The sequence below is a fragment of the Gordonia alkaliphila genome (assembly GCF_023017165.1).
Taxonomy (GTDB): Bacteria; Actinomycetota; Actinomycetes; order Mycobacteriales; family Mycobacteriaceae; genus Gordonia; species Gordonia alkaliphila.
In genome coordinates this window covers 1835454-1847285 of sequence record NZ_JALKBW010000001.1, presented here as the reverse complement: position 1 = coordinate 1847285, position 11832 = coordinate 1835454, and the positions used below count along the sequence as shown (strand labels likewise).

The 11832-nt window shown below is 70.8% G+C and carries 11 protein-coding genes; 1 reads left to right on the top strand and 10 read right to left on the bottom strand.

The annotated features are described in order from the left end of the window. Positions 1-12 precede the first annotated feature (12 nt). The 3 genes from MUG78_RS08300 to MUG78_RS08290 are packed head-to-tail and all read right to left on the bottom strand — an operon-like array spanning position 13 to position 2828. The gene (locus tag MUG78_RS08300; protein ID WP_246993767.1) at positions 13-456 is read right to left on the bottom strand and encodes a MaoC/PaaZ C-terminal domain-containing protein; all 444 of its coding nucleotides are present in this window, start codon (positions 454-456) and stop codon (positions 13-15) included. Further along, complete coding sequence (locus tag MUG78_RS08295) at positions 453-1613, bottom strand: acyl-CoA dehydrogenase family protein (protein ID WP_246993765.1); 1161 nt, start codon at positions 1611-1613, stop codon at positions 453-455. The genes MUG78_RS08300 and MUG78_RS08295 overlap by 4 nt, the downstream gene beginning before the upstream one ends. 39 nt (positions 1614-1652) lie before the next feature. Continuing rightward, the gene (locus MUG78_RS08290) at positions 1653-2828 is read right to left on the bottom strand and encodes a thiolase family protein (RefSeq protein ID WP_246993763.1); all 1176 of its coding nucleotides are present in this window, start codon (positions 2826-2828) and stop codon (positions 1653-1655) included. 105 nt (positions 2829-2933) lie between these two features. Here MUG78_RS08290 and MUG78_RS08285 point away from each other — a divergent pair, with 105 nt between their 5' ends. Next, positions 2934-3533, top strand: a complete 600-nt coding sequence (locus MUG78_RS08285; RefSeq protein WP_246993761.1) for a TetR/AcrR family transcriptional regulator — start codon at positions 2934-2936, stop codon at positions 3531-3533. Here MUG78_RS08285 and MUG78_RS08280 read toward each other — a convergent pair. The 7 genes from MUG78_RS08280 to MUG78_RS08250 all read right to left on the bottom strand — a co-directional run bounded on the left by MUG78_RS08280 (position 3530) and on the right by MUG78_RS08250 (position 11533). Continuing rightward, positions 3530-4327: a type III pantothenate kinase gene (locus tag MUG78_RS08280; RefSeq protein ID WP_246993760.1), complete on the bottom strand. Its 798-nt coding sequence runs from the start codon at positions 4325-4327 to the stop codon at positions 3530-3532. The genes MUG78_RS08285 and MUG78_RS08280 overlap by 4 nt on opposite strands. Continuing rightward, a complete protein-coding gene (panD, locus tag MUG78_RS08275; RefSeq protein ID WP_246993759.1) occupies positions 4327-4752 on the bottom strand; it encodes an aspartate 1-decarboxylase in 426 nt (141 codons plus the stop codon). Before panD ends, MUG78_RS08280 begins: the two co-directional genes overlap by 1 nt. 4 nt (positions 4753-4756) lie before the next feature. Further along, entirely contained in the window at positions 4757-5719 is a 963-nt protein-coding gene (panC, locus tag MUG78_RS08270) for a pantoate--beta-alanine ligase (protein ID WP_246993758.1), read from the bottom strand. Then, positions 5720-6628, bottom strand: a complete 909-nt coding sequence (locus MUG78_RS08265) for a Rossmann-like and DUF2520 domain-containing protein (protein WP_246993757.1) — start codon at positions 6626-6628, stop codon at positions 5720-5722. A gap of 103 nt (positions 6629-6731) precedes the next feature. Next, entirely contained in the window at positions 6732-8000 is a 1269-nt protein-coding gene (locus tag MUG78_RS08260; RefSeq protein WP_246993756.1) for a WD40 repeat domain-containing protein, read from the bottom strand. Then, complete coding sequence (locus MUG78_RS08255) at positions 7997-10477, bottom strand: NACHT and WD repeat domain-containing protein (protein ID WP_246993755.1); 2481 nt, start codon at positions 10475-10477, stop codon at positions 7997-7999. The genes MUG78_RS08260 and MUG78_RS08255 overlap by 4 nt, the downstream gene beginning before the upstream one ends. Positions 10478-10858: 381 nt before the next feature. Then, positions 10859-11533 carry an MspA family porin gene (locus tag MUG78_RS08250; RefSeq protein ID WP_246993754.1) on the bottom strand — a complete coding sequence of 225 codons (675 nt, stop codon included), beginning with the start codon at positions 11531-11533 and terminating at the stop codon, positions 10859-10861. Between the last annotated feature and the right edge of the window lie 299 nt (positions 11534-11832).

The following is an 11832-nucleotide window of genomic DNA, read 5'->3' as shown; positions in this document are numbered from 1 at the left end:
TGATCGGCGACCTCAGGCGTGCACCACCACTGCGGTGACCGACCGCAGCACCACCCGGTCGCCGGCCATCAGTTCACTGACCGTCGTGACGTCGGCGCGGTCGCGTTCCTCGTCGATCTCCACCGCGTCGACCCGCATCTCGACGTGCAGTGCGTCACCGGGGCGCACCGGACGCAGGAACTCCACCTCGCGCAGCGCGCGCCCGGCGATCACCCGCCAGCCGGTGTAGACCTCCTGCACGGTGAGCCGCTGCATCACGGCCATCGTCTGAATGCCGCTGGCGATCACCCCGCCGTACGGACTGGCCTGCGCCGCCTCCACGTCGACGTGGAAGTACTGCGGATCCCACTGCCGCGCGAAGTCGACGATCGCTTCCTCGGTCAGTTCGTAGGCGCCGGACCGGTAGCGGGCGCCGACCACCAGGTCGCGCCCACCGAGGCGCACCGGCTCGGTCACAGCGAACGCCCGATGAGTTCCTTCATGATCTCGCTGGTGCCGCCGTAGATGGTCTGCACCCGGGTGGCCGCGTACATCTGCGCGATCGGGTACTCCATCATGTAGCCGTAGCCGCCGAAGATCTGCAGGCAGCGGTCCACCACTTCCTTCTGCTTCTCGGTGCCCCACAGCTTGGCGATCGACGCCGTCGCCGGGTCCAGCCGGCCGGCGATCTGCTCGGCGATGCAGTGATCGATGAGGGTCTTGCCGGCGAGCACCTCCGCCTTGCACTCGGCCAGCACGAACTTGGTGTTCTGGAAGCTCAGGATCGGTTTGCCGAACGCCGTCCGCTCTTTGGCGTAGGCGATCGCCTCGGCCACCGCGGTCTCGGCGACGGCCACCGCGCCGACGCCGATGATCAGCCGTTCCCGCTGCAGCTGGCTCATCAACTGGACGAAGCCCTGGCCCTCGACGCCGCCGAGCAGGTTGGCCGCGGGGATCCTCATGTCGGTGAACGACAGTTCCCGGGTGTCCTGACCGTGCTGGCCGATCTTCTCCAGCACCCGGCCCCGTTCGAAGCCCGCCAGATCCTTGGTCTCGGCCACCAGCAGCGAGATGCCCTTGCCGCCCAGGCTGGGATCGGTCTTGGCGACGATCACCAGCAGGTCGCACTGGCTGCCGTTGGAGATGAAGGTCTTGGAGCCGTTGACCACGTAGTGGTCGCCCTCGCGGATCGCCGTGGTCCGCACCGACTGCAGATCCGACCCGGTGCCCGGCTCGGTCATCGCGATGGCCAGCACGCTCTCGCCGCTGGCGCACAGCGGCAGCCAGCGCTTCTTCTGCTCCTCGGTGGCGTACGCGTTGATGTAGTGGGCGACGATCGTCGAGTGCACGGCGTAGCCGAGCGCGGTGTCCAGGCCGTAGGCCAGTTCCTGCTGCACCACCACTTCATGGCCGAAGTCGCCGCCGGAGCCGCCGTACTCGGTCGGCACGTCGAGCAGCAGCAGTCCGGCGTCGCCGGCCCGGTTCCACACGTCGCGATCCACCTCGTGCTGGCGCGCGAAGCGGTCCTGGTGCGGGGTCAGTTCCTTGGCGACGAAGGCGGCGGCGTGCTTGCGCAGGTCGCCGTGCTCCTCGGTCTGCCAGGGCGCGATGTATTCGGGGAAGAGCTTGGTCATCTCGGAGAAACTTTCGTGTCGGTGGATCGGTCGAGGAACTCAGACGAGTTCGATGATGGTGGTGTTGGCGGTGCCGGTGGCCTCGCAGATGGTCAGCAGGCCGCGGCGGGCACCGCGTCGTTCGAGTTCGTGCAGCAGGTCGGTCAGCATGCGCGCACCGGTGGAGCCGAGCGGGTGCCCCACCGCCACCGAGCCGCCGTTCACGTTGAGCTTGTCGTCGTCGATCCCGAAGTGCTGCGCGAACAGCATCGGGACGCCCGCGAAGGCCTCGTTGACCTCGAACAGGTCGATGTCGTCGACGGTCAGGCCGGCCCGCGTGAGCGCCTTCTCGGAGGCGTCGAGGATGGCGGTGAACTGGATGATCGGATCGGCGGCCGCCACCGACGTCGCCAGGAAGCGGGCCCGCGGCGTCATGCCGTGGCTCTCGGCGTACGCGCGGTCGACGATGAGGAGCGCGCCCGCGCCGTCGGACAGCTGCGAGGAGTTGGCCGCGGTGGTGGTGCCGTTCTCGGCGAACACGGTCTTCAGCGCGGCGATCTTGGCCGGATCCTGACTCTCGCGAATGCCTTCGTCCCGGTCGAGGACGGGCGACGACGGGTCGGCCGGATCGACGTGCAGCGGCACCGTCTGCGCGGTGAACTTCCCGGCGGCCGTGGCGGCGGCAGCGCGCTCGTGGCTGCGCACGCCGAACGCGTCCAGCGCTTCGCGGGTGAACGCGTAGCGGGAGTTGAGCAGTTCCGACGACGCGCCCTGCGCCATCAGTCCGCCGTCGTATCGGGCCAGCTCACGCGGGCTGTACTGCGGGCCGAGCGGTGCGCCCGGCACCATGGCGGGCGGCATCGGGATCTGCGACATGGACTCCACGCCCGCCGCGATCACCACGTCCTGCGCGCCGGAGGCCACCGCCTGCGCGGCGAAGCTGACCGCCTGCAGACCTGAACCGCACTGGCGGTCGATGGTCACCGCGGGCACCGACTCGGGCAGGCCCGCGGCCAGCACCGCGTGCCGTCCCAGATTGCCCGACTGCGCCTCGTGCTGCAGCACGGCGCCGACGATCACGTCGTCGATGTCGGCCGGCGCCACTCCGGTGCGCTCGACCAGTGCGGCCAGGGTCTCGCCCATCAGGTCGACCGGGTGCCAGGCGCTGAGCGCACCTCCACGTCGACCCACCGGCGTCCGCACCGCTCCGACGATGACTGCTTCTCGCGTGTTCATCCCTGCGCCTTCCCTCGTGTCGATCACCACTATACGAGCGTATAGCAAACTATCGCGATGTAAAGCCTTGGTAGGCTGCCATCGCAGCAGATTGGAAGGACACCGATGACCGGCCCCCTGATGGACGAGAAGGACCTCACCGCCAAGGCGCGGATCCGCAACGTCGCACTCACCCGGTACGCGCGGGAGGGCGAGGATCGGGTGTCCATGCGGTCGATCGCGGCCGACGCCGGGGTCACCGTGGGCCTGGTGCAGCACCACTTCGGCAACAAGGAGGGGCTGCGCGATGCCGTCGAGGATCTGATCGTCGACTATCACGTGCGCGCGCTGGCGACGGTGCCGACGCAGGGCGACCCGCGCGCGGTGTCCGATGCCCGTAACCTCGCGGTACACCGCATGCTCGACGCCAATCCCGCCATGGTCGACTACATGCGCCGAGTACTGCTCAATCCCTCGACGGAAGCGAATCCGCTGCTCACGCGCCTCACCGAGCTGACGCGCAGCGAGATCGTGAAACTCCGCGCGGCCGGCATCGCGTCACCGGATCGCAGCGAGGCCGAGCAGACCGTGAGCCTGATGATGCAGCAGCTGGGCCGACTGTTCCTGCAGCCGATGGCCGACGCGATGTGGGACCAGCTGGTCGACGACGGCGCCGACCAGCAACCGCGCCTACGGGTGCGCGTCGACTACCCTTCGACGAGCTAGGGGCGCCGGGTACGACTGCGTTCGTAGACGCGGCGTAGGCCGTCGAGTGTGAGCGACGGCGCGTGGTCGGTGAGGGTGCGGCACTCGTCCTTCATCAGTGGCGCGAGGAAGCCGGTCGCGACCACCGCGACGTCCGGGCCGTCGAACCCCGGAAGCTCTTCGCGGATCCGGGTCACCAGGCCGTCGACCTGTCCCGCGAACCCGAAGAGGATGCCCGACTGCAGGGCTTCGACGGTGTTCTTGCCGACCACGCTGCGCGGCGGCCGCAGTTCCACCTTGCGCACCGTGACGGTGTGCTCGCTGAGGGCTTCGACGCCCAGGTTCACGCCGGGCGCGATCGCGCCGCCGAGAAACTCGCCCTTGGCCGACACCGCGTCGATCACCGTCGCGGTCCCGAAGGCCACCACGACGATCGGCTGGTCCGGGAACAGCGCATGCGCGGCCAGCGCGTTGGCGACGCGGTCGGTGCCGACCTCCTTCGGGTTGTCCACCAGCAGCGGGATCCCGGTGCGCACGCCCGGTTCCAGCAGCAGGTGCGGGCCCGCACCGAAGTAGCGGGTCACCATGACCCGTATCTCGCGCAGCAGGGACGGCACGGTCGACAGCGCGGCCACCGCGGTGACCCGCTCGATGTCGTCGCCGAGCAGCCCGCGCAGCGTCAGCGCCAGCTCGTCGGCGGTCAGGTGCGGCCGGGTGTGAATCCGCCAGTCGCGCACCAGTGAAGCATGGTCGCCGGCCCCCGCGAACACCCCGATGTGGATGTTGGTGTTGCCGACGTCGACCGTGAGGAGCATCAGGCGGACACGTCGACCAACCGGCGCGGATCCTTCAGGCCCGAGCCCGCCGGCACGTCGGCCGGATCGTCGGTGAGCGTGACCGGACGGTTCTGCTCGTCGACGAAGACCACCTTGGGCGCGTACTCAGCCACCTCGGCCTCGTTGAGCATGCCGTAGGCGATGATGATCACCAGGTCGCCCGGGTGCACCAGGTGCGCGGCCGCGCCGTTGATGCCGATCACGCCGCTGCCGCGCTCACCGGCGATCGCGTAGGTCTCCAGGCGGTTGCCGTTGTTGATATCGACGATCGCGACCTGCTCGCCCTCGAGCAGACCGGCGGCGTCGAGCAGATCGGCGTCGATGGTCACCGAGCCGACGTAGTGCAGGTCGGCCTGGGTCACCGTGGCGCGGTGGATCTTGGACGTCATCATGGTGCGGAACATTGGCTTAATCCTCATCTCCGCGGGCGTGCGCGCCCGCTGCGAAAAACTCTTCCTGGGCGTCGTCGTCGAAGGCTCGGCGCACTCCGCCGATGTCGACGCCGACGTTGTCGATCAACCGCGTCTGACCCAGGCGCGCCGCCACCAGCAGGCGCCCGTCTCCGGTCTCCGGCGCGGGGCCGAGGGAACGGTCGCGCAGTTCCAGATAGTCGACGTCGATCTCCGGCACGGTGGCGAGCACCGCCTGCGCCGCGGCCAGCGCCGCCGGTCCGCCCTTCTCGCCGGCGTACGCCCCGGCCAGCAGGGCCGCCGAGAGGGTGGTCGCGAGCTCGCGCTCCTGGCTCGACAGGTACCGGTTGCGCGAACTCATCGCCAGACCGTCGGCCTCGCGGACCGTCGGGACCCCGTGGATCTCGACGTCCATGTTGAGGTCGGTGACCATCTGGTTCACCAGCACCAGCTGCTGGTAGTCCTTCTCGCCGAAGTAGGCGGCGTGCGGCGCGGCGATGTTCAGCAACTTGTTGACCACCGTCAACATGCCGGAGAAGTGCGTCGGGCGCTGCGCGGCCTCCAGCGTGCGACCAACCTCACCGGGGTGGATGGTGGTGCGCGGGCCGCTCGGGTACATGCCGGCGACGGTCGGCGCGAAGACCAGCGAGACGCCCATCGCGGCGAGCTTGGCGCAGTCCTCGTCAAAGGTGCGCGGGTAGGCGTCGAGGTCTTCGCCGGCGCCGAACTGCAACGGGTTGACGAAGATCGACACGATCACCACGGTGTTGCCGCGCCCCTTGGCCGTGCGCACCAACTGCAGGTGGCCTTCGTGCAGGGCGCCCATGGTGGGCACCAGCGCGACGCGCTTGCCGGTGGCCCGCAGCGCCATGCTGACGCGGTGCAGTTCCGCGGGATCGCGGTGCACCGTCAACGCGCCGGGGGTGTACGGGGCCTGCGAGGCCTCAAGAATCGTCGTCACTCACTTCACCTCAATCGAGTCGAGCAGATCGGCGGGCGCGCCGGCCTGGACGGCTGCCCGCGCGGACAGCACCCGGTAGCCGAGGGCCACGCCGGGGTCGGGCAGTTCTTCCAGCGCACCGCGGTGTCGCTGCACGGTGGCGCGGTCGCCGCGGGCCACCGGGCCGGTCAGCGCCGAGGGCCCCAGGTTCAGCACGTTCTCCAGCGAGGCGCGCACCAGCGGTCCGAGGATCTGCTCGGGTAGACCCGTCGCGCCGCCGTCCACCGTCGCCTGCGCGGCGAGGTGATGCGGTCCGTCGATCGCGGCCTGCAGGGCCGTCACCGCGTCGGTGATCAGGGCGATCAGATTGTTCGCGCCGTGCGCCAGCGCCGCGTGGTACAGGGTGCGCTGGGCTTCGTCGATCCGCACCGGGGTGCCGCCGAGTTCCAGGACCAGCGCCGCGGCCACCGCGTCGCCGAACGGATCGGCGGTGGTGATGCCGAAGCACGACGACGACAGCCGCTCGGTGTCCTCGGGGCCGCCGACGAAGGTCATCGCCGGATGGATCGCGAGGACCATGCCGCCGCGCTGCGCGATCGGATCCAGAATGTCGACGCCGTGCGCGCCCGCGGTGTGCGCGACGATCTGGCCGGGCCGCAGCGCGGCGGCCACCTGATCGATCACGGTGGGGAGTTCGGTGTCGGGAACGGCCAGCAGCACCAGTTCGGCGGCGGCGACCACGTCGTCGACGGTGCCCAGTCGGGCGGAGGGGAGGCGGCGCTCGGCGCGCTCGCGGGAGGCAGGCGACGGTGCGTGCGCCGCGACCACCCGATGTCCCGCGGCGGCGAGGGCCTCGCCGAGCGCGGTGCCCACGCGACCGGTCGAGCAGATGCCGACGGTCAAGCGCGAGGCAGGGATGGGTGTGGTCACCGTTGTCCTCCAGAGCAGTTCCAGTCCCACCAGCGTGGGTACCAGACGTACACCGCAACGATAGGCGCGTGACGCGGGCGATGCCAGGTCAGTGTGACCGGGTTCACCGGATCCCGAAATGCTCGCGTTCGGCGTCGGTGAGCGGCGGGGATGCGTCGTCGATCCGGGTGTCGGCGTAGGCCGGATCGAGCACGACGACGGTCAGCGCGCCCCGGTCCCCGCCCACCGCGACGGCGTCGCCGTCGGGCAGCACGGCGGCGTACCAGCGCCCGGCGCCCGGTGCGCCGAGCGGCTCGCCCCATTGCCGCGGTTCGGCGGGGTCGGCGGTGTCCCACACCACCATGGTCTGGCCGTCGCCCGCGGTGATCAGGCGGTGGCCGTCGTCGGCGAAGTCGACGGTGCGCACCGTGCCGCCGCCGGCCTGGTGCCGGGTCGCCAGCAGCGACAGTCCGTCGGATTCGACGCGCCACAGCTGCACCAGCCCGCCGTCCCCGCCGGACGCGACGACGTCGCCCGCCCAGGCGAGGGCGTTGATCGCCCGGCGCGGATCGGCCTCGCCGATGCCGAGCTTGCGCGGATGCGCCGGATCGGCCACGTCCCACAGGGTGAGCACGCCGTCCACACCGGTGGTGACCAGGCGCCGGCCGTCCGGACTCCAGGCCGCGGCGGTGGCCCAGGTGCCGGCCGAACCGTGCACCAGCGGTGCGCCGACCCGCGTGGCCGCGCCGTCCGGTGCCACCCGCCAGAGCGCGAACGAGTCGTCGCGGTCACCGGTCAGCATCAGCTGGTCACCGGTGTGCGTGGCGGCCGGTGCGAACGAGACGCGCTGCTGGTCGAGGGTGTCGACCCGCACCGTCGTCGAGGCGCCGAAGCGGCCGGCGTCGTCGATCGGCCAGATCTGCACGGTGCTCGCCGAGGTCGCGGCCGCGGCCAGCCGACCGTCCGGCGACAGCGCGATCTGATCGATGCGGGCCCGGCGCGCGGTGGTGGTCGACGCGAGCAGCGCGGGTGCGGCCTGATCGGTCGACGACCACAGCAGCAGGGTGCCCTCGGCACCGCCGGTGAGCATGCGCCCGGCGGCGATCGACGGTGCGATCACCCGGCCGGTGTGCCCGGCCAGGACCGTGGTCGGCAGCGTCCAGATCCGGATGGTGCCGTCGGCGCCGGCGGTCACCGCGCGGCGCCCGTCGGGGGTGAAGGTGGCCGAGAACACCGAGCTGCCGGCGCCGTCGAGCGTGGGCCCCAGCTGGACGGGCAGTTCCGGCTGCGCGACGCTCCAGACGCGGGCCGAGCCGTCGACCGACGCCGACACCAGGCGCCGGCCACCCGGGCTGAAGCCCACCGACCACACGGGCGCGGTGTGTCCGATCATCGGCCGCCGAGCGCGGGCGCGGCCGGATCGGTCACGTTCCAGAGCCGGATCGTGGCGTCGTCGGAGCCGGTCGCGAGCGTGGCGGAGTCGCCGGCGAAGTCCAGGGCGTGCACGGTGTCGCGGTGTCCGTCGATCACGCCGCGCGGCGCATACGTCGCGCCGTCCCACAGTCGGGCGGTCCGATCCGATCCGCCGGACGCGATCAGTGTCCCGTCCGGACTCCATGCGACCGTCCGCACGTCGGCGGTGTGCCCGTCGAGTTCGGCGAGCTGCGCGCCGGTCGCGGTGTCCCAGACACGCACCGTGCCGTCCATGCCCGCGGTGACCAGCCGTCGTCCGTCCGGCGCCCACGCCGCGTAGACCACGCGTCCGTCGTGTCCGCGCAGCACCGTCGGGTCGGTCTCGGCGGCGCCCGAGTCGGTGAGGGACCAGATCCGCGCGGTGCCGTCGTCGGAGGTGGTGGCCAGCGCCGAGCCGTCCCCGGACCAGGCCACCGAGGTGACGAAGCCGGTGTGGCCGGTGAGCACCAGCGGGTCGGCGTCCGGGTCGTCGATCGTCCAGATCCGTGCGGCGCCGTCGGATCCGGTGCCGGCCACCCGCTTCCCGTCCGGGCTGACGTCCACGGTGTACACCGCGCCGCTGTCGGTGCGGATCGGCATGGCGAGCGGCAGGGCGCCGGTCGCCACCAGTCGCGAATCGGCGGAGTCCGACGGTGCCTCGTCCCGCGCCAGCTGGGTGAGGCGTGCGGACATCGTCGGATCGGAGTCGCGCAGCCGATCTGCTTCGGCGACGAGTCTGCCCAGTTCCGCGGTGGTCCGTTGCGCGACCGCTTCGCTGCGTGCGCGATAGGCGACGACACTGAGCGTCAGTCCGAGCACCGTTGCGAGGACCAGCGCCAGGATCGCCGTGCGCCGCAGGCGCGCGGTGCGCTGCTCGGTCCGGTCCGCAGCGGCCACGAAGGCGCAGGCGGCCGCGGACACTTCCCCGGTGGCGGCCGCGTGCCGAGCCCGCGCCAGCGACGCCCCACGCAGCAGCAGACTGCGATCGCGGCCGGACTCCGACCACGTTTCGGCGGAGGCCTCCAGCTGTTGCCGGGCCAGCAGGTCGGCGCGGTTCTCGTCGATCCAGGTGCGCAGACGCGGCCAGGACCGCATCACGATCTCGTGGGTGAAACCGACCCGCTCGTCGCCGTCCACCACCACCAGGCGTGCGGCCAGCAACTCGTCGAGCGCCGCCAGCCGGGCGTCGCGCTGCGCAGCGTCGCCGGTGAGGAGTTCGGTGCGGGAACGGTACCGGCGGGTGTTGCGACCGGAGTCGTCGAGGTGCACCAGCCGCAGCAGCAGCTGTTTGGCAGCCGTTTGGACCTCGGGCGTCAGCCCGGACCACATCTGTTCGGCGGTGTCGCCGAGCGACCCGAAGACGCCCCCGGAGTTCTCGTAGGCGCGCAGGGTGAGACGGTTCCCGGTGCGATGCCCCCACAGCGTCGCCAAGGCATGGTTGAGCAGCGGCAGCGCGCCCGCGTCGTAGTCCTCCAGGTTCGGTCCGCAGAACTCCACCAGCATCCGCTCGGCCAGGCCCGGCTCGAGCTTCACCCCGACGCTCGCGGCCGGGCTGGTGATCACGTCACGCAGATCGTCGCGACTCATCGGGCCGAGCATGTACGTCCGTTTGTTCAGAGCCTCGAGCAACCGCGGATAGACCAGCCACTCACCCACGAAGTCGGCGCGCAGGCCGATCAGTACCGCGGTCGGATACTCGTCGTCGGCCTCGGTCAGCCCGATCAGGCGATCCAGGAAGGCCGCGAGGTCCGCGCCGTCGGCCACGGTGAACAGTTCCTCGGCCTGGTCGACGATCACCGTCAGCGGCCCGGCCGCTTCCTCGCCCTCGGGTTCGGCCAGCACGCGCGACAGTTCCCGGTCGGGATCGACGCCGGGTGTCATCGCGACCACGCGCATGCCCCGCTGGAGCAGCGCGGGGCGAACGCCGGCGGCCAGCAGCGACGACTTGCCCGAGCCGGACACGCCGACGAGAGCTACCGCACCGCCGCCCTCCGACAGGGCCTCGTCGACCAGCGCGGTGACCGCCTCGACCTGCGCCGTCCGGCCGAAGAAGCGGGCCGCGGTATCCGGCCCGTAGGCCGCCAGCCCCGGATAGGGGCTCTCCACGTCGCGGGTGAGTTCGGCGAGCCGCGCCTGCCGCCAGAGTTCCTCCCACTGCTCCATCCGCACCGGGAGCCCGGCCAGCGCGTCGCGCTTCCGGGCCCGGTCCAGCAGTTCGGCGATGGTGAGGAGTAGAACGCCCTCGAACTCGCGCGGCAGGTGTCGGCCGGCGCGCCAGTCGCTGAGCCGGGCCACCAGGCTGCGGCTCACGGTGATGCCCGCCGGCCGACCGCGCGCGGCGACCGCGGCACTGACGTCCTTCAGCGTGGGGTCGCCCGCGGCAGTCCAAAGGCTTCGTAGTGCGGCAGAAAATGTCATGTCTTCGCTTCGCGGACCGAGAGCCGTCCCCCGACAAGAAGGCTCGTACCCCGCCAGAATAGGCAGCCGACGCCGTCGTCCGACAGACCCGCGACCGCGGCGCGACCGACATCACACCCGTAGCCCTCCTCCCGCATTCGCTTCGCGAACGAGCACTCAGGGCGTCTCCGTACCCACCGCCGACCCGCGGACTTTTATGTCCGAAAGGGTCCCTCAGCGGTACCTCCGAGGACATGAAACTTGCGTCCGGAGGACGAGTGCAAGACACCCGCTGGTGCGGCAGCTTCCGATGAATCCGGGTGGGCACCTTGCCCCGACCGCAAGGTGCCCACCCGAAATCTCTGTGCGGCGGGCCGGAGGGTGGCCCGACCGCCGGACCCGTCAGATGCGGGTCGTCGCGCCGTACGCGTAGTACACGTACACGCCGGTCTCGGAGGTCACCGAGATCTTCGCGAACGGACGCACGCTGATCGGTCCGAGTGCGTTGGTCATGTTCAGGTTCACGCCCGACAGCACGATGTCGGCGACCGGCTGGGTCATCGCGATCTCCGCAAGCGTCACGGTCTTGATCTTCCCGGCCTCCACCTTGAACTCCAGGTCGGCCGACGGGATCACGGTGGCCTCGGCACCGGCTTCCAACCCGACCTCGCCCAGTGCGAGACCGCCGCCGGTGCCGTCGATCGCCACATCCGGCGCCAGCTTCGCGTTGACCCCGCTCGACAGCTTCAGCTCCGGCGTGTGCGCGGTGATCGCGACGCCGTCCGGTGCCACCGACACCGGGTAGCCGATCTGGTAGCCCAGCTCCAGCGTCGCACGCACCTTCTTGTCACCGATGTTCTTCACCGCAGCGCGCACATTCGACGACAGCAACGCTTCACCCGACAACGGCGACGAGTCCAATGGCGCGATCTTGCGGACCGACTGCTGCGCGGCCGACAGCTCGATCGCCAGCCCCTCGCGGGTCTGGTGCGTGGCGGCGCTCGCCGAACCGGCGACCAGACCCGACACCGACAGTGCCCCGACGACGACGGCCAGAACGGCCTTGCGAACCTTCATGATCACTCTCCAGTGAGTCGACATCGGACCGGCGTGACTCGCCGATCCCTCACCGAAGACGCTACGAAGCCGGCACCTGCCCGAACCGCACCGAATATACGAACCTGCAGGTCACAGGCTGAAAGATAAATTCCGGTCCGGAATCCGGACCGACAGCGACCAGGGGAAACAGCACGACTGCCCCGACGGGGCAGGCTACGCACCGACCAGGACGAGCAGGACGGTGAGCAGCATCGCGACCTCGACCAGTTTGGTCAGCGCCCACCAGGACCGACGTTCGTCCGCCATCGCTCCGACCC

Coding starts and splice junctions, on each gene's coding strand:
- MUG78_RS08295 (WP_246993765.1), bottom strand. CDS start 1,613: ATGACCAAGCTCTTCCCCGAATACATCGCGCCCTGGCAGACCGAGGAG.
- MUG78_RS08290 (WP_246993763.1), bottom strand. CDS start 2,828: ATGAACACGCGAGAAGCAGTCATCGTCGGAGCGGTGCGGACGCCGGTG.
- MUG78_RS08285 (WP_246993761.1), top strand. CDS start 2,934: ATGACCGGCCCCCTGATGGACGAGAAGGACCTCACCGCCAAGGCGCGG.
- MUG78_RS08280 (WP_246993760.1), bottom strand. CDS start 4,327: ATGCTCCTCACGGTCGACGTCGGCAACACCAACATCCACATCGGGGTG.
- panD (WP_246993759.1), bottom strand. CDS start 4,752: ATGTTCCGCACCATGATGACGTCCAAGATCCACCGCGCCACGGTGACC.
- MUG78_RS08260 (WP_246993756.1), bottom strand. CDS start 8,000: ATGATCGGACACACCGCGCCCGTGTGGTCGGTGGGCTTCAGCCCGGGT.
- MUG78_RS08255 (WP_246993755.1), bottom strand. CDS start 10,477: ATGACATTTTCTGCCGCACTACGAAGCCTTTGGACTGCCGCGGGCGAC.
- MUG78_RS08250 (WP_246993754.1), bottom strand. CDS start 11,533: ATGAAGGTTCGCAAGGCCGTTCTGGCCGTCGTCGTCGGGGCACTGTCG.